Source organism: Brachyspira innocens ATCC 29796 (assembly GCF_000384655.1).
GTDB lineage: Bacteria > Spirochaetota > Brachyspiria > Brachyspirales > Brachyspiraceae > Brachyspira > Brachyspira innocens.
Genome location: NZ_ARQI01000108.1, coordinates 15,309 through 34,562 on the forward strand (window position 1 = coordinate 15,309; position 19,254 = coordinate 34,562).

General features: G+C 28.5%; 19 protein-coding genes. 10 read left to right on the forward strand and 9 right to left on the reverse strand.

The genetic code is table 11. The annotated features are described in order from the left end of the window. Positions 1-155: 155 nt before the first annotated feature. Complete coding sequence (locus tag F811_RS0107060; RefSeq protein WP_020004568.1) at positions 156-1,607, reverse strand: glycoside hydrolase family 32 protein; 1,452 nt, start codon at positions 1,605-1,607, stop codon at positions 156-158. 323 nt (positions 1,608-1,930) lie between these two features. Then, positions 1,931-2,575 carry a hypothetical protein gene (locus F811_RS0107065; protein WP_020004569.1) on the reverse strand — a complete coding sequence of 215 codons (645 nt, stop codon included), beginning with the start codon at positions 2,573-2,575 and terminating at the stop codon, positions 1,931-1,933. A gap of 217 nt (positions 2,576-2,792) precedes the next feature. On the opposite strand from F811_RS0107065, the gene F811_RS0107070 reads away from it, so the two are divergent. The 4 genes from F811_RS0107070 to F811_RS0107085 all read left to right on the forward strand — a co-directional run bounded on the left by F811_RS0107070 (position 2,793) and on the right by F811_RS0107085 (position 6,339). Further along, entirely contained in the window at positions 2,793-4,337 is a 1,545-nt protein-coding gene (locus F811_RS0107070) for an acyl-CoA carboxylase subunit beta (RefSeq protein ID WP_013114227.1), read from the forward strand. Between the two features lie 32 nt (positions 4,338-4,369). After that, the gene (locus F811_RS0107075) at positions 4,370-4,687 is read left to right on the forward strand and encodes an OadG family protein (protein WP_020004570.1); all 318 of its coding nucleotides are present in this window, start codon (positions 4,370-4,372) and stop codon (positions 4,685-4,687) included. Between the two features lie 106 nt (positions 4,688-4,793). Further along, on the forward strand, positions 4,794-5,195 hold the full coding sequence (locus F811_RS0107080) for a biotin/lipoyl-containing protein (protein ID WP_020004571.1): 402 nt from the start codon (positions 4,794-4,796) through the stop codon (positions 5,193-5,195). Between the two features lie 16 nt (positions 5,196-5,211). Continuing rightward, positions 5,212-6,339, forward strand: coding sequence for a sodium ion-translocating decarboxylase subunit beta (locus tag F811_RS0107085; RefSeq protein ID WP_020004572.1), 1,128 nt, complete (start codon positions 5,212-5,214; stop codon positions 6,337-6,339). A 239-nt stretch (positions 6,340-6,578) separates the two neighbouring features. On the opposite strand, the gene F811_RS0107090 is transcribed toward F811_RS0107085, so the two are convergent. The 7 genes from F811_RS0107090 to F811_RS0107120 all read right to left on the reverse strand — a co-directional run bounded on the left by F811_RS0107090 (position 6,579) and on the right by F811_RS0107120 (position 13,352). Next, positions 6,579-6,785, reverse strand: a complete 207-nt coding sequence (locus F811_RS0107090) for a type II toxin-antitoxin system HicA family toxin (RefSeq protein WP_020004573.1) — start codon at positions 6,783-6,785, stop codon at positions 6,579-6,581. Further along, complete coding sequence (locus F811_RS0107095) at positions 6,782-6,982, reverse strand: type II toxin-antitoxin system HicB family antitoxin (RefSeq protein WP_020004574.1); 201 nt, start codon at positions 6,980-6,982, stop codon at positions 6,782-6,784. The genes F811_RS0107090 and F811_RS0107095 overlap by 4 nt, the downstream gene beginning before the upstream one ends. 417 nt (positions 6,983-7,399) lie before the next feature. Beyond that, positions 7,400-8,380 (reverse strand): tetratricopeptide repeat protein, encoded by a 981-nt coding sequence (locus F811_RS15645; protein ID WP_020004575.1) that lies wholly within the window; start codon positions 8,378-8,380, stop codon positions 7,400-7,402. An 883-nt stretch (positions 8,381-9,263) separates the two neighbouring features. Further along, positions 9,264-9,932, reverse strand: coding sequence for a DNA alkylation repair protein (locus F811_RS0107105; protein ID WP_020004576.1), 669 nt, complete (start codon positions 9,930-9,932; stop codon positions 9,264-9,266). Between the two features lie 17 nt (positions 9,933-9,949). Next, on the reverse strand, positions 9,950-10,954 hold the full coding sequence (locus tag F811_RS0107110; protein WP_020004577.1) for an Ldh family oxidoreductase: 1,005 nt from the start codon (positions 10,952-10,954) through the stop codon (positions 9,950-9,952). A 329-nt stretch (positions 10,955-11,283) separates the two neighbouring features. Next, on the reverse strand, positions 11,284-12,837 hold the full coding sequence (locus tag F811_RS0107115) for an ATP-binding protein (protein WP_020004578.1): 1,554 nt from the start codon (positions 12,835-12,837) through the stop codon (positions 11,284-11,286). Positions 12,838-12,869: 32 nt separating this feature from the next. After that, positions 12,870-13,352: an ATP-binding protein gene (locus F811_RS0107120; protein ID WP_020004579.1), complete on the reverse strand. Its 483-nt coding sequence runs from the start codon at positions 13,350-13,352 to the stop codon at positions 12,870-12,872. 198 nt (positions 13,353-13,550) lie between these two features. Between F811_RS0107120 and rpmH the strand changes: the two genes are divergently transcribed. The 6 genes from rpmH to F811_RS0107150 all read left to right on the forward strand — a co-directional run bounded on the left by rpmH (position 13,551) and on the right by F811_RS0107150 (position 19,249). Then, on the forward strand, positions 13,551-13,694 hold the full coding sequence (gene rpmH / locus F811_RS0107125; protein ID WP_008723263.1) for a 50S ribosomal protein L34: 144 nt from the start codon (positions 13,551-13,553) through the stop codon (positions 13,692-13,694). Between the two features lie 58 nt (positions 13,695-13,752). Continuing rightward, positions 13,753-14,100 (forward strand): ribonuclease P protein component, encoded by a 348-nt coding sequence (gene rnpA / locus F811_RS0107130; protein ID WP_020004580.1) that lies wholly within the window; start codon positions 13,753-13,755, stop codon positions 14,098-14,100. A 3-nt stretch (positions 14,101-14,103) separates the two neighbouring features. Then, complete coding sequence (gene yidD, locus F811_RS0107135) at positions 14,104-14,313, forward strand: membrane protein insertion efficiency factor YidD (protein ID WP_020004581.1); 210 nt, start codon at positions 14,104-14,106, stop codon at positions 14,311-14,313. 87 nt (positions 14,314-14,400) lie between these two features. Beyond that, a complete protein-coding gene (locus F811_RS0107140; RefSeq protein ID WP_020004582.1) occupies positions 14,401-16,281 on the forward strand; it encodes a YidC/Oxa1 family insertase periplasmic-domain containing protein in 1,881 nt (626 codons plus the stop codon). A gap of 65 nt (positions 16,282-16,346) precedes the next feature. Beyond that, on the forward strand, positions 16,347-17,054 hold the full coding sequence (gene jag, locus F811_RS0107145) for an RNA-binding cell elongation regulator Jag/EloR (RefSeq protein ID WP_020004583.1): 708 nt from the start codon (positions 16,347-16,349) through the stop codon (positions 17,052-17,054). A 311-nt stretch (positions 17,055-17,365) separates the two neighbouring features. Continuing rightward, positions 17,366-19,249, forward strand: a complete 1,884-nt coding sequence (locus F811_RS0107150; RefSeq protein WP_020004584.1) for a GerMN domain-containing protein — start codon at positions 17,366-17,368, stop codon at positions 19,247-19,249. The last annotated feature ends 5 nt before the right edge of the window (positions 19,250-19,254 follow it).

Below are 19,254 nucleotides of genomic sequence, written 5' to 3' on the forward strand. Positions count from 1 at the left end.
AATAAGAATATTATTTTTTAAAAGAATTATTATTGAGTTTATAATGTTGTACAAAAAATAAATGATTAAAAAATAAGATGCTTATATATTTATTTGTGATTATTATTAATTAAAATCATGTTATATATACAAATACTTAATAATATTAAATAACTTTACTCTATTTTATAAATATTTATATCTTTATTATTATCAGTAAAAATATTCTCTCCCAAAGGATAAACAGTAAAAGAACATGATTTTTCGCCTTTATTAATAAATATTTCTAAAACAGATACATCAGCTATTATTCTAATATCAGATGATAAATCTATTTTTATTTCTATTTTTTGAGCTCCAGACATTCCATCAAATTTTACATCTTTTCTGTCTATGGTTAATATAGCATTATTCTTATCATAATTTAAATAAAGCCCTTTTTTACTTATGTCAGCAAATAATGTCATATTAAAATTATCTTTTATTTTAAACTCAATATCATAAAGATTTTTAGTATTTTTTAAATCTTTTAGTCTGCCTTTCCTTTTGTTATTAAATTCTTCTATAGGGTAAGTTTTAAATATTTCATTTTCTATAAGGCATTCTCTAGGTATAGTCATCATTCCGCAGAAATTGTTATTACTATCAAAAGGCTTTGACATTCTTATCCAGCCTATCATAATTCTTCTCTCTCTTTGTTTTTTATCATCATAATAATTAAAAGTCTGCGGAGCATACATTTCAAAAGATTCGTCTAGTAATCCTTTGCTTTCTATATTAAAGTTAAAATTAGTAAAATCCATTTTGCCTTTTAAATACATTGCAATATTAGGATATTCTTCACTTCCAGCACCCATAGGAGAGAATATTAAAACATCATCATTATTTAAGTCAAAAAAATCAGGACATTCCCAACCTAATCCGAATTTATCGCTAGTCCATTTACCTTCAAACTCCCATTTATTAAGATCATCGCTTTTATAAAATACAAGACTTCCTTTTTTATAATCTTCCGTATCGCCTAGTACAATTCTATAAAAACCTTCTTTAGTTTTGAATACTTTAGGATCTCTCATTAGAGTATTATCTGTAGGCATTATTGAAGGAGGAAGTATTTTTTTTAATGAATATCCTCCGTCTTCTGAAACAGCATGTATCTGCGAAGGAGTAAATCCGTTAGGGTCTTCCTGAATAGGTATATTATATTCATTGTATTTTATTTTATGGTATTTAACTCCTGTATAAAATATATGAAGTTTGCCGTCTTTCTCAATTGCACTTCCAGAAAAACATCCGTCCTTATCATATTCATTATCATATTTTAAGGCTATATTCTCATACTTCCAATTTAGCATATCCTTGCTTGTTGCATGTCCCCAATGCATACAGCCCCAGCAAGGAGCAAAAGGATTATACTGATAATATAAATGAAATGAGCTATCATAATAGCATAGTCCGTTAGGGTCATTAAGCCAGTTTGACTCTGGTGTGAAATGGTATTTTGGTCTTAAGCTTGCATCAAAATTTTTATTATTGAGTGTTTTATTATTATAAATTAAGATACCGATTACAGTTATTATAAAGACTATAAAGATAGCTGATATTATTTTTTTATTAATTAATTTCATGTTTTATCCTATTTATTTTTCAAGGCTTATTAATAATTTGTTATATATAAAATTAATTCTTAATATTATATTAAAAAGCATTTAGGGAATTATTAAAAAGAATTATTTTTTATTTTGATAGGTTATATTTAAGCTGAATGTAATATAAACTCCTAGAGAATCTTTTATAGTATTATTGTATATAATAATATAGTAAATGTCAAGAAGAAGTATTTTTTATTTAATAAAAAGAATGATATTTGAGTTTATAAGTTTTATAAAAAATATTTATACAAAAAATAAAGGAGGCAGAATGATTATGCCTCCTATTATATTATTATTAATTAAAATCTTAACCCTACTTCAGCTCCTAAATCAAAAGAAGAGAATTTTGTATGGAATGAAGGATTTGTAGTTTCTGCCAAAGGTATATCATAAGAAGCATATACCCCAAGAACTATATTGAGAGGCAATAGAAAATCTACAGAAGCCTTAACATAAGGTATATATGGATTTTTAAAATTTTCTCTTATCTTTTTTAAATCATATCCCTGAGAAGTATATCCTCCGTCGCTTTCTCTAAAATAGCTGCTTCCTCCCAAAGGTATTTTTATTCCAGCTCCTACTCCTATAGACACAAACCAAACATCTATTCTTGGAAGTATACCTATCATTAAGCTGTCAAAAACAAGACCTCCTCTTGAGTTTTCATCTATTGCTGATTTAAATGCAAATACATCTCTGTTATAGCCTAGATCCAAACCTAAACCGAATGATAAATATTCAAAACCAAAATAATAAGCAGGCTGAACATGAATATCAAATTCAAAACCAGCATCAGTTTTCAAACTCGATGAATCATTACCATTAAAACTGCTGAAACTTGCTCCAAGAGGAACAATCAAACCCAAACTAAATCCTGTTTTAGCCATTAATCCACTGCTAATACTCATAATTAATATACTTGTTATTATTATTAATTTTTTCATTTTTAATATCCTTTATTTATTATTCTATATACAAAAAAATGTAAGGTTATTCTAACTTTTTTGCAAGTAGTTTTTTGTATTTTTAAACTTTCGACTGAATTGTTAAAACATACAAAAGTTGTAAAATAAGATTGCAATAAATAATAAATAGTATATGTTTTATAAAGGCATTAAAATCTAATAGTTAGACAAAAAATCTAATAAGGACTTAAAAAATATGCAAGAAAAAATTAATGAACTTAGAAAAAGAAAAGAGAAAATAGAAAAGGCTGGCGGAGAAGACAAAATAGAAGAACGCCATAAAAAAGGAAAATTAACTGCAAGAGAACGTATTTTACAGTTATTAGATGAAAATACTTTCTGTGAGATAGATGCTTTTATAGAGCATAGATGCAGTGATTTTGGTATGGAAAAAAACAAAGTAGCTGGAGAAGGTGTAGTTACAGGATACGGTAAAATTAACGGAAGACAAGTATGTATATATGCTCAGGACTTTACTGTAATAGGCGGTTCATTAGGACAAATGCATGCTGCCAAAATTTGTAAAGTACAGGATATGGCAATAAAGTTGGGCTGTCCTTGCATAGGTATTAATGATTCTGGTGGGGCTAGAATACAGGAAGGTATTGACTCATTAAGAGGATATGGTGATATTTTCTATAGAAATGTTCAGGCTTCTGGAGTTATACCGCAAATATGTGTTATAATGGGACCTTGTGCGGGGGGAGCTGTTTATTCACCTGCTTTGATGGATTTTATATTTATGACTGATAAAAGCTCAAACATGTTTATTACTGGTCCTCAAGTAGTAAAAGCTGTAACAGGAGAACAGGTTTCTGCTGAAGAGCTTGGAGGAGCTTATGTTCACAGTAAAACTTCAGGTGTAGCTTCTTTGATGTTCCCAGATGAAGTTTCTACTTTGGAAGGAGTAAAAACATTACTTTCTTATATACCTCAAAATAACTTGGAAGATGTACCTTTAGAAAATACAGGTGATGACCCTAATAGAAACGACGAAGAATTATCTAATATACTTCCAGACAGTCCTAATAAACCATATGATATTAAAGAAGTTATAAAAAGAGTGGTTGATAATGGAGAGTTCTTTGAGCTTCAGCCTTTATTTGCCACTAATATAGTTATATGTTTTGCACGTCTTGACGGAAAATCAGTTGGTATAATAGCCAATCAGCCTAATTCTATGGCGGGCGTACTCGATATTAATGCAGCGGACAAAGCAGCGAGATTTATACGTTTCTGCGATAGTTTTAATATTCCTTTAATCACATTAGTTGATACTGCAGGATATTTGCCAGGTGTAGGTCAGGAGCATAATGGAGTTATAAGACATGGTGCTAAACTTTTATATGCTTATTCAGAGGCTACTGCTCCTAAAATTACTCTCATTATAAGAAAATCATACGGCGGAGCTTATATAGCTATGTGTTCTAAACATTTAGGGGCTGATATGGTTTATGCTTGGCCTTCTGCTGAGATTGCTGTTATGGGACCAGATGGAGCTGCCAATATAATATTTAAAAAAGAAATAGATAAAGCTGATGACCCTAAAAAAGTAAGAGCTGAAAAAATAGAAGAGTATAAAAAAGAGTTTGCTAATCCTTACAGAGCTGCTGTAAGAGGCTATGTTGATGATGTAATTGAGCCTGAATATACTAGAAGCTATCTTATTAATGCTTTGCAGCTTTTAAAAAGCAAAAGAGAAACAAGACTTCCTAGAAAACATGGTAATATACCTCTATAATATAAATTATATATCATTTTAAGGAGTGTTAAATGGATCATAATTTAGCTATTACAATATTTGGTATACTATCTGTTTTTATAGTCGCTTTAGTTTTTTATATATTATCTGTGGTTTTGGGTATTATATTCAAAAGCAGAAATATTAAAAAAGAAGAAGAAATTATCAAAGTTGTAGAAGAGAGTAAAACCAAAGAAGAAGACTTGCTTGATGATACTGAGCTTGTCGCTGTTATTACTGCGGCAATTTCAGCTTATACAGGTATGTCTAATAATAAATTTATAATTACTTCTATAGAGGAATCTAAAACTCCTATATGGGGTATGGCTGACAGAGTAAATATAAAATAAATAGTAAATAGAAAATAATTATTTTTAATAAGGTTTTAAACAATTATAAATAAATTAAGTTTTTATAAAAATAAATGTTAATAAATATTTTGGAGAAGATATCATTATGACTAAACAATACAAAATCACTGTTAATGGAAAAACTTATGATGTATCAGTAGAAGAAGTTAAACAAGAGAAAGTAAGAGTTTCTGCACCTGTTGTTCAGCAGGCACAGACTCAAGCACCTAAACCAGTACAGCAAGCAAAACCAGCGGTTCAGGCAGCTTCTCCTTCTGCTGCTATAGATGAAAATGCTGTATCAGTAAAAGCAACTATGCCTGGTACTATAGTATCATTTAGTGTTGCTGTTGGAGATAAAGTTACCGAAGGTCAGGTTGTAGCTATATTAGAGGCTATGAAAATGGAAAATGAACTTACTGCTCCTGCTTCTGGTGAGGTAAAATCTATACATGTTGAAAAAGGTTCATCTGTAGTTGAAGGTCAAGTTATATTGCAGATTAAGTAATATTTAAGGGGTAGATATGAATAATGCTTTAGGTTTGGATTTTAACAATTTACTTACTGGTTTTTATCCGCCGACTGTTGCCCAAATTATAATGATACTTTTAGGAGCTTATCTTATATATATGTCTATATATTATAAGAGGAAACCTTTGCTTCTCCTTCCTATGGGGGTTGCAATACTAGCTTCTAATATGCCTCTTCCTAAACTTACAGAAGATGTTGTAAGCCGATTTTTAGGTCTTCTTCATCAGGGAGCTGACAGCGGTATTTATCCAGTATTGGTATTTTTTGCAGTAGGTACTATGATAGATTTAGGGCTTGTACTTGCTGACCCTAAAAACTTTTTTATAGGTGCTAGTTCGCAGATAGGTATACTTGTAGTATTTTATATTATGAGTTCTCTAAATATATCAGAAGGCTTATCGGCTGCTACCGCTATTATTGGTGCTGCTGACGGAGCTTTGGCTATGTATATGTCTTCGCTTATTACAGAGCCTAGATATTTTGCTGCTATTGTTATGGCTGCTTATCTTTATATGGAGCTTCTTCCAGTATTACAGTCTGGGCTTACAAAAGTTTTAACTACTTCTAAAGAAAGAAAAATTCCTATGAATTATTTAAGACAGGTTTCAAGAGGGGAGAAAATTATATTTGCTGTTATTGCTATGGGGCTTTGCGGTATATTTTTAGCTAATTCTTTTCCTCTTATAGCGGCTCTTTTATTTGGAAGCATTTTAAGAGAATCTGACATTATTAAAAATTTCTCTGTTACTTTACAGAAATCCTTAACTGGTATACTTACTATGCTTATAGGAATGGCAATAGGCTCTTCTGCAACAGCTGATTATTTTATGACATTAGATACTGTTTTAATATTTGTATTTGGAATAGTGTCTTTAGTATTAAGTACAGCAATCGGTATACTTGCAGCAAAACTTATTAATGTATTATCAGGCGGAAAAGTTAATCCTATAATAGGTTCAGCAGGTTTAAGTGCTTTTCCAGTTCCTGCTTGGGGAGCACATGTTTATGGTCAGGAGAATAGTTCATCAAACTGTTTGCTTCTTCATGCTATGGCTGTTAATATATCTGGTATTATATCAGGTGCTGTTGTTATGGGTATACTTCTTACATTTTTTCATTGATATATAATAATATTTTTGAATAAATTAATTGTTTTTTGCTCTGCTGTTTTTTATAAAAATAGCAGAGTTTTTTATTTATTAGACTTGTTTCAAAACTATTTTTATTCAACTTTTGGCAAAGCCCGCTGCTCTGTGTACATCTGGTAATGTGCAGCCTAAATTCTAGATGAATAAAGCTTAAGTAATTGAGTTTTTAGAAAAGCGTATCCAAGTTTATTGAGAATATGAAAATTATTTTTTTATAATTCATCTTCAGATATTTCAGTTAATTTTAATAACTTTTTCAAAAGACCTATTTTTAAATCATCATTTTTATGTACTGGAATAGATATTCTTAAATCACTTCCAGATTTTATGTATATAAAATGACTCCCATTAATTCTAGCAAGTATCCAGCCATGCTCTTCTAGTAATTTGCAGAATTTTTTACCGCTTATTGTTTTCATAAAACTACATCAATAGTTTTTATCATATTTTCTTTAGAGTATTCTTCAATATCAACAGAAAGACAGCCTTCAATAGCCTCTTTAATGTTTAATTCTAGTTCTTCCATAGTATCAGCCTGAGTAAAGCAGCCTTTTATGGAAGGAACTTCAGCCCATAAACCGTCTTCATCTTCATGAACAATGACTTTAAAAACCATAAAAACACCTCAAAATTAATTATATTTTATATTAAATAAAAAACAATATATACATAAAAAAATATGGTTTGTCAAAAATATATTTTTAAATTTTAGTTATTTGTGGGGACTAGCCTCACATGTCATACTTCTTTTGTGATACTGTCCGCCTTCGGTGTGACACATACGAAGTACGCCTCACTCTGTGTGCCGTAGGCAGGCGAGAACCAAAAAGACTGCATTTTTAGCCTAAATTTCTAATATTACCATACATTTAATACATATCTTTAAAATATAAAGTTTTAGTAATTGCGTTTTTCGCTCTGCGTGCCTTTGGCAAAAACTTTTTTGTGCGTCAAAAAAGTTGATAATTCTATATAAAGTGCATCCGTTGACAAAATAAAATCGTTCCAGTATAAATTACCATCGATGCTGTATTTATCTCAATCCATATTGATTTTGAATATTTTTTATATTTTCTCTAGCTTCATCGTTGTTAGGGTCTAATTCCAAAGCCTTTTTATAGTCTTTTAAGGCATCTTTATACTGTCCTAAATCGCTTTTAGCATTTCCTCTGTTATTATAAGTTTCACCATAATATGGATAAAGATCTATAGCTATATCAAAATCTTTAATTGCTTCTTCATATAGTCCTAATTTCTTTTTAGCTAATGCTCTATTATTAAAGCTAGGCATATCATTAGGATTTAATTCTATAGCTTTATTATAATCTTTTATAGCTTCCTCATACTCTCCTAAAGCACTTTTAGCATTTCCTCTGTTGTTATAAGCAGCTAGATAATTAGGATTTAACTCTATAGCTATATTATAATCTTTTACTGCTTTTTCATACTGTTTTAAATTATATTTAGATACCCCTCTATTATTATAAATATAGTAGCTATTAGGATCTAGTTCTATAGCTATGCTAAAATCTTTTATTGCCTCCTCATATTGTTTTAAAATATTTTTAACATTGCCTCTATTATAGTAAGAATCAGGATCATCAGGATTTAACTCTATAGCCTTATTAAAATCTTTAATTGCTTCTTCATATTTTCCTAAAACCTTTTTAGTATATCCTCTTTCTAAATAAACATTGCTTTCATTATTGTTTAACTCTATAGATACATCATAGTCTTTGATGGATTCTTCATATAATTCTAAATTGCCTTTAGCCAAACCTCTATTATAATAATAATCGCTATGATTAGGGTTTAGCTCTATAGCCTTGTCAAAATCTTTAACTGCTTCTTCATATATCTCTAAACTATTTTTTAATATACCTCTAGCATTGTAATATTTTGATTGGCTATTATCAAATTTTATTGCTTTATCAAAATATTCTAAAGCTTCTTCGTATTTTCCATCTTTATAATAATTAATACCTTCTTCATAATATTTTTCTGATGATAACATATTAGCACTCACAATATTTTTTATTATAAAAATAATATATTTTATTTTTTAGTATTTTCAAGTTGTTATTATTTTAAAATACACTTTTTATTTTAATTTGCAATTATAATTTTTTATTAAAAAATAATTTATAAAATCATACCCAAGTTTTATTTGAATTTTAGTGTATTTACCGCACGCAGAGTAAAGCTAAAATTATGAATTTATTTTTAATTTATATTTTTGTTATATTAATTGGGCTATAAATATAATTAATACTAAAATTCAAAATAAAGCTGTGAATTTTAAAGGTCTAGTTTTTAAATTAAAGTTTAAAAGTTATTTTTTATCAACTTTTCCCGCAGCAAAAGTTGCAAAAGTGCTAATTTTTTATAATATGATTTTAGCAATCATTATTAAATAAATTCTTAAATTTACTCAATACTTGTATAAATACTATAATTTCTAATTAAGTTATAAAGATAATGAATATAAAAAATAAAAATGAAGCAGTAAATTTTAAAGGGAGGGGTATATAAATAAATTTTAAAACTTATTTTTCACTCCCCACCCTCTAGGATTATGACTTTAATTTGTAATTATTGTTTTTCATTTCTTTTTTATTTTACATGTTATTTTTGCTGCCCACCCAAGATTTTTTTAAATTTATAGCGTATTCTCACCGCACGCAGAATAAGACTAAAAATATAGATTTCTTTGTAATTCAAATTTTATTATATTATTAATTTGGTTTACCGTGCGTTAAATAATTTTTAAATCTAATCAACATTTTGGTGTATACTGAAATTTATAATTATGAGTTTTAAAGTGATAAAAGCTGATAACTGATGAAGGAAGTTTAGAGTGATTTCTTAGCGAGTTTATCACTAGCAACAATAATAAATTAAATATATTTGCTTGCTTCTTTTATGCTGAGATTAGCCATATTCTCTTTATGCCTTTCTATAAAATCTCTTACCCAATCAGGATTAGTTTTGCTGTAATCTCTTAATGCCCAGCCTATTGCTTTGTTTATAAAAAACTCTTTATTGTTTAAATTGTTTATTATAATTTTCTCTAATAATTCTGTATTTGTTTTATCTTTTCTTGAAAGCTGATGATCTATAGCTATTCTTCTAAGCCAAATATTATCAGATAAAGACCATTCTAAAAGTATGTCATTAACTGTTTCATCTTTTAAAGCAATATCTCCGATAATTCTATCCAAAAAATCTATAGTATCCCACCATGATTTTGTGAGGGCATATGTTTTTAATTTTTCTATATGAGTTTTATTTAAATATTTATTTTTTAAAATAAGATAATCTATTGCGGCATACTGAAATTCTCTGTATTTGTTTTTATAGCATTTATCTGTAAAGTTAAAATCGATATATTCTTTTTCATCTTTTGGAATTGTCTTAAATACTTTTTTCTGAGCTTCTTTTCTCTCTTTTGAATGAATACCCAAAAACTCAAAATTATTTTTCATATATTTACCCATTGAAGCCGCTTCTTTATTGTTTTGTAATATTTCAAATTCTTTTGAGAGATTATTATATAAATCATTCATTTGATAAAGCCTTAAAATTATTTGTCAAAAATATATTTATAAACATGCTCTGATAAAGGTATTCCTTCTTTTAGATAATTCTTTGAACAAGCCTCTTTTCTTTCGCCCGGTATTGATATAGTTTCACCCTCTTTTAAGGCTGGCTCTTTTCTTATATCATCGATGAATGACTGAACAGTGTTTAAATATGTGTCTAAATCATTATAAACAGCAGGATCAACGACAAGCATAAATGTAGAAAGATTTCTTTTTTTATCCATGTCTCCGTACATTTTTACAAGGTTATTGCAGTATGCCTGACCTATTAAAAGTCCAGTAAAAGCTTCAACCATAGTCATTATTAAATACCCTTTAACTCCTCCAAAAGGTACAACATATTTTATTTCATTAGGGTTGGAACTAGGATTGCCATTTTCATCAACGCCCCAATGCATGGGTACTGTTTCATTATTTTCTCTTGCTGTAAATATGCGTCCGAGTGATACCTCGCTTGTTGCCATGTCTCCTAGTATAAAATCTTTTTTAGCTGGAAATCCATAGCTTATAGGATTAGTACCAAAGAAAGATCTTTTTCCTCCAAAAGGTATAACGCAAGGATCCGTATTAACCATTATTAGAGAGACTTTATTTTGATCTATTGCCATTTTATTATAATACCCTAAAGCTCCTGCATGACTATTATTTTTTATTCCTATTAAAGCTATTCCCTGTTTTTCAACAGTTTCCAAAGCCCATTCCATAGCATACTGACTTGCCACATGTCCGAATCCTCCGTCAGCGTCCATCAATGCAAATGCTGGTTTTTTTAATTCTATATTAAATTTTGAATCTAAATTTATACCGCCTTGTTTTATTCTATTTATATAATGTTCTACTCTTAATACTCCATGAGAATGTATGCCTCTAATATCCGCATAAATAAGTACATCTGTTACAATGCCTGCCTGCTCATTTGATACTCCTGCAGATTTGAATTTATTATATACTGCATCCATTAATTCTTCTGCCTTGACTTTTATCATAATTGCAAAACCTTTTATTTTATATTTTTAGTAAACATAACAAAGTTTACATAATTATAAATATAATGTCAATAACTATTATTTTGTTTTTTATAATTATTATTAGTTTTTAGTGCATACTTAAACAATTATAATATATCAAAAATAAAATCATATTTTGTTTTTAATATCTGGGGCTTTGCTGCGAAGCATACAGTCATGCCAAACCCCACTTCTTTTGACGAAGCCAGCCACTCTGCGTGCCGTAGACAAGTGAAGGGGGAAAAGAACAATAAAAAATTGACAAACTTAAAAATTTTTAGTATATCTTTATTTATTTTAATATTATATTAATTCTTGCTAGGTATACCGAAAGGCATTCTTAATTTTACTATGGTACCTGCACCTTCTGAACTGTCTATATTAATAGTACCCTGCATAGTATCAAGCAAATCTTTTACAACGGAGAGTCCTATTCCCATTCCGCCGTATTCTCTTTCAAATCTTGAATCAGCCTGATAAAAAGGTATAAATATCTTTTTTAATTTACTAGGTTTAATTCCCTTTCCAGTATCTTTAACAGTTATTTCTATTTCATTAGGTATAATATTTTTCATAGTGTGATAATTAAATAAGTCTGGAGAAAAATCAAGCTCTTTTTTTTCTATAGTGTCTAATGTTCTTATATTTATAGATATAGTTCCAGATTTTGTGAATTTGAAAGCATTTGATATAATTCCTTCCATAATAAGCCTGAATCTTTCATGGTATCCTATTAATATACGGCAGTTTTTTTCTATATTCATCTCTATTTTTATATCTTTAGGATAAATAAATTTGTATCCGTCTATTATGATATTAAGTTCTTCTTCTACATCAAACTCAGATACATATTTAGAAGCCTCATCATCTTTTAAAGCTATTTGTATAAGGTTATTATTAGTATCATAAAGTTTTTTAATGCTTCTTGAAACTATATTAAAAAACTCTTCTCTTTTTTCTTCAGGCATATTATTTTTTTTAAGTAAATTAATATATCCCATAATTTCAGTAAAAGGGTGTCTTAATTCATGCGAAACAGTAGCTTTAAACTCTCTTATGAGCCTGTTGTAGTGTTCAGCACTTTTTTTAAGCGAACTAATTTCATTTAGAAGTGTATGAAGCCTTTTCTGAAGTATTAGATTATGATTTTTCTGATGTTCATACATTATTGAAAAATAAAGTCTGTGAAGTCCTATTTCAGTACCAGCATTTTTTATAATACCTTCCTTACACCATCTCATAGCTTTATCAAAAGGAACAAAAAAAGTTTCTATACTCTCTTCCATAACAGAGCCGTCAGTTTTTATTTCTTTTTTGGGAGTAATTCCAGTAATATCGCAGGTAGCAATATTTATTCTTTCTGTGATAATACCAGATGAGCTGTAATATCTATGCCCTAATACATTTATACTTTTTAACGGCACAGAATATCCAGTTTCTTCTTCAAGTTCTCTTTGTGCACATTTTTTTATTCCATTATTTGGATTTTTATCATTCATTTCATCTTCTTCAAGCATTCCAGCAGGAAACTCCAAAAAGTTCATTATATGTTCATCTATATCTTCTGGGTTTTTACCAGTCATCACTTTTTCTCTATAGTAAACAACAGGTCTGAAAGTACTTATCATAAGTACCTGTACTTGATTATCTATATAGCAATATGGTACTATAATAACAGCATCTCTTCCTTTCCTATTTATTATATCGCAGTTATATTCTTTGGAAAAAGAACCGTCATCATATTCATTGACAGCAATGAATCTCTCTAAATTAACAAATCCAGTATCTAATTGAATTGGCGGAGATTTTTTAAAGAATTTTGTATCTTTCACTTTTTTAACTTTTTTGTTATTATTATTCATAAGCAGAAACTCTTTTTTATTAAAATTATTTTTTATTGTTCTTTTTGAATAAATTTTATTAGAGTGATGGAATTGCCCTTTTTATTGAATTTTACTTCATCAAAATATGATTTAATCATCATCATTCCTCTTCCGCTTTCACGAGCAAATCCGTCATTATTGATTTTTTTTGCTTCTTGTTTAGGCTTAAATCCAAGTCCCTGATCTTTTACATTGATATTAATATTATCATCTTCTATTTTTAATAGTATTTCAACATGTGTATTTTTTGCTTTATCAGTTTTCAAAAGTTCTTTTAACTTTTTATTATAAATATTTTTTTTAAGCCATTCTTTTTTAGTTTCATAAAGTACATTTAAATTCCCATGTTCTATAGCATTCATAATTACTTCATATAATGCTGAGGCAAAGAGATCTAATTCATTATTTCCTATATATTTTTTTACCTCTAAGCATATTTCTTCTATTAACGGAGTAATATCTTCTAACTTGTTTTCGAGAATATACTTTTTCATTCTATTATTATATCACCATAACAATATTATATCAAATTTTAATTGCTATATAAAATTATGATTTTGTTATTTTTTTGATTATATATTATGTACTTGACAAAATATTTTTTATATAGTAGAATACTTCAGTACATTTGTATAATTTTTTTTGATAAAAATCTAATTTAAGAAATATAATCTTTTTTAAGGAGAAAATAAATGAAACGAACTTATCAGCCAAGTAAGCTGCGCCGTGCTAGAAAATTTGGCTTTTTTAAACGTATGGCAACAAAACATGGACGCGATGTTTTAAAACGCAGAAGAAGAAAAGGCAGATACCGCTTAACTGCAGCAGATGAATAATGCTATTAAGCAATTATTAAAAACAGTACTTATGGAAAACTGTGATAGGGAATATTAGTTGAAATTATATAGTAAAGAGCGGTTAAAACTTAGAAATGATATATCAGCTTTCTTTAATAAGAATAATAATATAAAAAGAATAAGCAATTCCAGTTATACTCTTCTTATTCTAAAGAATAATCGCTGGTATAGCAGGTTTGCTGTGGCTATCAAAAAAAATAAAACTAATTCTGTTGGCAGAAACAGGGTAAAAAGAATAGTAAGAGAAATATTTAGAAGCGAGAAAGCTAAAATCCCTAGAGGCTATGATTATTTTATTATTATTAATAAATTTGATAGTTATTATTCCCCTTCTTTTAATGATTGTAAAAGAGATTTGATAAAGTTATTTCAGAAGGTTCTATAAATTATGAAACATATTCTTTTACTTTTAATTTTTTTCTATCAAAAGGCTGTCTCCCCTTATCTGAGGCCTTCATGCAGATATATACCTTCATGCTCAGAGTATGCTAAACAAGCTGTTATTAAATATGGGGCTATAAAAGGCAGTTTCCTTGCAATTGCCAGAGTACTGAGATGTAATCCTCTAGCAAAAAAAATATATGATCCTGTACCATAATCTTTTTTGCAAAGACCATCTTCCTTTTTAATTGCTTAAATAAATCTTGTTTGTTGTAATAATTGATTTAAGGAGCTTTGATATTTTATGAGCAATAATAAAAGAATGGTTATAGCATTCGCCCTTACAGCTATAATATTATTCGTATATATGTTCTATCAGTCTAAAGTAATGAAGCCTGTATATAGTTCAAATACTAACACTAACTCAGCAGCGGCTTCAAATAATATAGAAAATAATAATAATAATACTGCAAATTATTTACTAGATACTGCTCAAATGCAAAATTTTGCAAAAATAGAAGATACTAATGCATTACCTTTAAATAATGAAAAAATATTGGAAAATGAGTATGTTATAGCCTCTTTTAAAAATGGTTCTTTATTTTCTTATAAGCTGAAAAATTATTATCCTCAAGATTTGGGCAGAGATGCTACTAATGAAATTATTGATATGGTAGAGCAGGTTTATGAAGGCATTTATCCTTTTACTGTGACTTTTCAGAATCTTTCTAACTCCATTGCAATGCCTGAAAATTTAAACTATCAGTTAATTTCAAATGAAAATAATGATTTGGTAAGCTATAGTGCATTAGCTCTTATAGATAATGTTCCAGTAAGAATTACAAAGACTTTCAGTTTCGGAGAAGATCCTTATCAGTTAAAAAACTCTGTAACTATAGAAAATATAGGAGAAAAAGATTTGTCTCTATTCTATTCTTATTTCTTGGCTACTGGAATAGGGCCTTACAGGACAGATAAAAATTCTGTGAGAGAAGATGCTACAAGAGCTCAGTACCTAATAAAGGGAAACGGTAAATCAAAAATATTATTAACAGGCGATATAGTAAAAGATAATATATTTTCAAGATTATTCGGTTCTTCTTCAAGAGGAATAAAAACTAATCAGATGAGATATAGTGTATATGAAGGTCAGGATAAATGGGCAGCTTTAAATAACAGATATTTTGCTATAATTTCTTCATCAGCTCAGCCTGATAATACGGTTTTTGAAACTATGACTTTCTCAAAACCTTCAACTAATGAATACAGAAATGATTTTCATTTAGCAAATTTGGTTTCTAAACACAGTATTAAAAGCGGTTCTTCTATAACTGATACTTATTCAGTATTTATGGGACCTAAAGTTAGAAGATTATTTTCTAAATATTATGTGGAAGAATCTTATGAATCAATATTTCAGGAATCTTTCTTGGGTATTAATTTAAGACCTTTGACATATATATTAGATATTATGCTTAACGGATTATATAATATAACCAAAAACTATGCTTGGGCTATACTTTTATTTACATTGTTATTTAAAATAGTTACTTTCCCATTAAATAATGCTTCTTATAAATCTATGAAGAGGATGCAGTTAGTAAATCCTAAAATAGAACGTATAAGAGAGCAGTATAAAGATAACCCAGATAAATTAAATGCTGAAATAATGGCAATATACAAAAAAGAGAAGATTAATCCTTTAGGAGGCTGTTTTCCTATGCTTCTTCCATTCCCTCTTTTGATAGCATTCTTCTATCTTATGCAGTCTATGGTAGAGCTTAGAAATACACCTTTTTTATGGATAACAGACCTTTCATCGCCAGACAGATTATTTGTGTTTCCAGCAGGTTTGCCTATATTAGGAGGATTTAACTTTAATTTATTCCCTATACTAATGGCAATAACCAGTTATTTAAGTATGAAACTGCAGCCTTCTTCTTCAGCAGGCGGCTCTTCTTCTGCAGCAGCTCAAATGAAGATGATGACTACTATTTTCCCGCTTATGATGCTTCTTATGTTCTATAACTTTGCAAGCGGACTTGCTTTATATTGGACAGCACAAAACGTATTCGGTGTAGCTCAGCAGTTTATAACTTCAAAATTAGATAAATCATCAAATAATATTATAGAAGAAGAGGAAACAAAAATAACTACAAAAAAGAAAAAAAGGAAAAAGAAGTAATAATTATTTATCAAATTAGGAGTAATAACAAAATATTACTTATCATATAGAAAGGAGGAGATACTATGTTAGTAAAAGAGTTTAGTGGTAAATCAGAAAAGGAAGCCGTTAGCAAGGCACTAGAAGAACTTAATCTTACAGAAGATCAGGTGAGAATAGAGGTAGTAGATAAAGGCAAACGTTCTTTATTAGGTTTTGGAGAGGAATCACCAACTATTATACGTGTTTATTATGAAGAAATTTCTACTAATTTAGGCGAGTTTCAATCTATAGTATCTAATATATTAAAGTATATGGGAGTTGAAGCTGAAGTTACCGCTAAAGAAGAAAGCGAAAAAAGAATTTATATTAACATTTCAACAGAGGATTCAGGAGTTTTAATAGGTAAAAAAGGTGCTACTTTAGAGGCTTTGCAGTTTGTTATTTCATTAATAGCTTCCAAAAAATTTAATGATGATACCGAAAGACATATTATATTAGATGTTGACGGCTATAGAGAAAGAAGAGAAGAAACACTAAAACATATAGCACGTCAGGCTGCTCAGCAGGCTAAAAAAACAAGAAGAGTAGTTGCTTTGGATCCTATGTCGCCTTATGAAAGAAGAATTATACATTTGGAACTTCAGAATGATAATGATGTTGAAACAAAAAGTGACGGAGAGCCGCCATACAGAAGTGTAAAAGTTTATTCAAAAAGAAAAGGCGGATACAACAATAATAAAAGATATAATGACAGAGGCGGATATAATAAATCATATTATAGAAACAGATAATAAAAAAGGTTTATTATAATTTTAAGGGAGGCTTTATAGCTTCCCTTTTTTGTTATTTTATTAAAAGTATTTGTCAATTTTTTTATTCAACTTTAGGCCAATCCCCCCAGTCTGTGTGCCGTAGACAAGCGAGTGCGGAAAAAAGTTGATAATTCTATATAAAGTGTATTATTTGACAAAATAAAATTGTTACAGTATATAATAATATAACTATATACAAATTTTCAACATGTATAATAAATAAAATCCTAATTGCATTTGGCTTTTTATCGATAATGAAAACGATACATATTATACTATGGAGTAATCAAGTGCCAAGATACGAGCAGCTTAAAGCTAAATCTAAAGGTATATCATATACAAGACAAATACGTAATGAAAGCAAAGAGATAAATTTAAAAAAGCCTTTGATTATATCAGTTCTTTTTATTGTTATTGCTGCTGTCATTTTTACCACTTTCAAAAAATATTCTCCTATGGTAGATATAGCAATAAAAGATTTTTTTTCTATCAATCATAGAGAGGCTTTGGCTTTAGAAAGTGATGGTGTGTCAGAAGATACTGATAAAATGAGCTTTTTAAACAATATACCCTTATTTAATTTCTTCATTAAGGCAAATACTAATGAAACTCTATCTGTAATGACCTATGAAACTAATTCAAAAATAGAGGCTGCTTTAGATACATTAACAAATGATCATAATTTTACAAACTCCAATATAATAACTAGAGAATCTCTTCTTCCTTTCTTTAATAACAGCGGAGCAAGTAATTCTATTATTTATGACAGCGGATATGTGGACTATGGTAATAATCATGCTTCCGTACTGTTTAGAGATGAAAATAATAATTCAAATAATAATATAATAGATGACAATACAGAAGAATATATCAATAGCGAAAATAATACAGGAACTGATAATAATAACTATAATTATTTAGAGCAGATGATTTTAGAAAATAGAAATAATAATAATTCATCATCAAAAAGAAATAATATCATAAGTAATAATAATATAAATAATAATTCAGCAAATGAAAATAGGGCTGTAAAAAATAATTCTTCTTTAAACAATTATTCTAGAGAAAACAAAAAAAATGAAACAAATACTAATACACCTAAAAGTATATTTGATGATATTCTAAAGCCTAAAGAAAATACAAAAAGAGAAACTACAACTATGAAGCCTGCATCTTCTACTACATTTTCAAGCAGACCGCCTCGCAGTTATAATAATACTCATCAATATAAAAATACAGATGAACACTTGAAAAATAATAATATTGTAGATAATGCAAATAAATCTATAGAACAAAATAATGAAACAGTTAATAATACAACATCATCAGGGAGAACAGTAAAAAGAGAAGAAAACAGAATAATAAAAGAAAATATTAAAGAAGAAAATAATTCTTCTTCTATGCCAGCACAGGATAGAGATGATAGAAAGGATATTATTCGTTCTTCTATTTATACAATGACTAATTCTTTGGATAAGGCTAATATTGATTATAACAGAGTGATAAATGATATGGTTAATCCGAATAATAATGTTATTAAAAGAGAAGATAATACTAAAAAAGAAGAGAATATAAAAAAAGAAAATATTATTAAAGATGAAAATATTATAAAAGATAGCATTAATAAAGAAAATAATAGTGTAAGCAGTATTAAAGAAAATATAATGAAAAAAGCTCAAAATGATATTAATAATTATAATATTAGAAAGGCAAATAATACTGTAGAGAGGGCTTCTTTAGAGAGAGCTTTAAAAGATAGTAATGATGAAGGTATATATTTGGTAGAATACAGCGAAAGTACTGGAGCTATAACATTAATATTTAGAAGCAGAAAATTTAATAATAATTCTTCTATAAAAGAGGCAATAGATGAACTTCTTATTGGTGCTACAGATGAAGAAAACAACAGAAACATTATAAGCTGTATACCTAAAGGCACAGAATTACTTGATATATTTGTAGAGGGAGATACTGTTTATTTAAACTTTAATGAAAACTTTGAGTTTAATCCTTTGGGCAGTGAAGGAACTATGGTACAGATTTATCAGTTTGTATATACAGCTACTCAGTTTGAAGGTATAGATAATGTTATATTCCTTATAAACGGAGAGCTTCATGAAACTATAGGTTCTGAGGGTGCTATAGAGAATATGCCTTTTAAAAGATTTGAATAAAAAAT

Bases quoted from the DNA above. Each gene is read 5' to 3' on its own strand.
- F811_RS0107060 (WP_020004568.1), bottom strand. From the start codon at position 1,607: ATGAAATTAATTAATAAAAAAATAATATCAGCTATCTTTATAGTCTTT.
- F811_RS0107065 (WP_020004569.1), bottom strand. From the start codon at position 2,575: ATGAAAAAATTAATAATAATAACAAGTATATTAATTATGAGTATTAGC.
- F811_RS0107070 (WP_013114227.1), top strand. From the start codon at position 2,793: ATGCAAGAAAAAATTAATGAACTTAGAAAAAGAAAAGAGAAAATAGAA.
- F811_RS0107075 (WP_020004570.1), top strand. From the start codon at position 4,370: ATGGATCATAATTTAGCTATTACAATATTTGGTATACTATCTGTTTTT.
- F811_RS0107080 (WP_020004571.1), top strand. From the start codon at position 4,794: ATGACTAAACAATACAAAATCACTGTTAATGGAAAAACTTATGATGTA.
- F811_RS0107085 (WP_020004572.1), top strand. From the start codon at position 5,212: ATGAATAATGCTTTAGGTTTGGATTTTAACAATTTACTTACTGGTTTT.
- F811_RS0107090 (WP_020004573.1), bottom strand. From the start codon at position 6,785: ATGAAAACAATAAGCGGTAAAAAATTCTGCAAATTACTAGAAGAGCAT.
- F811_RS0107095 (WP_020004574.1), bottom strand. From the start codon at position 6,982: ATGGTTTTTAAAGTCATTGTTCATGAAGATGAAGACGGTTTATGGGCT.
- F811_RS15645 (WP_020004575.1), bottom strand. From the start codon at position 8,380: ATGTTATCATCAGAAAAATATTATGAAGAAGGTATTAATTATTATAAA.
- F811_RS0107105 (WP_020004576.1), bottom strand. From the start codon at position 9,932: ATGAATGATTTATATAATAATCTCTCAAAAGAATTTGAAATATTACAA.
- F811_RS0107110 (WP_020004577.1), bottom strand. From the start codon at position 10,954: ATGATAAAAGTCAAGGCAGAAGAATTAATGGATGCAGTATATAATAAA.
- F811_RS0107115 (WP_020004578.1), bottom strand. From the start codon at position 12,837: ATGAATAATAATAACAAAAAAGTTAAAAAAGTGAAAGATACAAAATTC.
- F811_RS0107120 (WP_020004579.1), bottom strand. From the start codon at position 13,352: ATGAAAAAGTATATTCTCGAAAACAAGTTAGAAGATATTACTCCGTTA.
- rpmH (WP_008723263.1), top strand. From the start codon at position 13,551: ATGAAACGAACTTATCAGCCAAGTAAGCTGCGCCGTGCTAGAAAATTT.
- yidD (WP_020004581.1), top strand. From the start codon at position 14,104: ATGAAACATATTCTTTTACTTTTAATTTTTTTCTATCAAAAGGCTGTC.
- F811_RS0107140 (WP_020004582.1), top strand. From the start codon at position 14,401: ATGAGCAATAATAAAAGAATGGTTATAGCATTCGCCCTTACAGCTATA.
- jag (WP_020004583.1), top strand. From the start codon at position 16,347: ATGTTAGTAAAAGAGTTTAGTGGTAAATCAGAAAAGGAAGCCGTTAGC.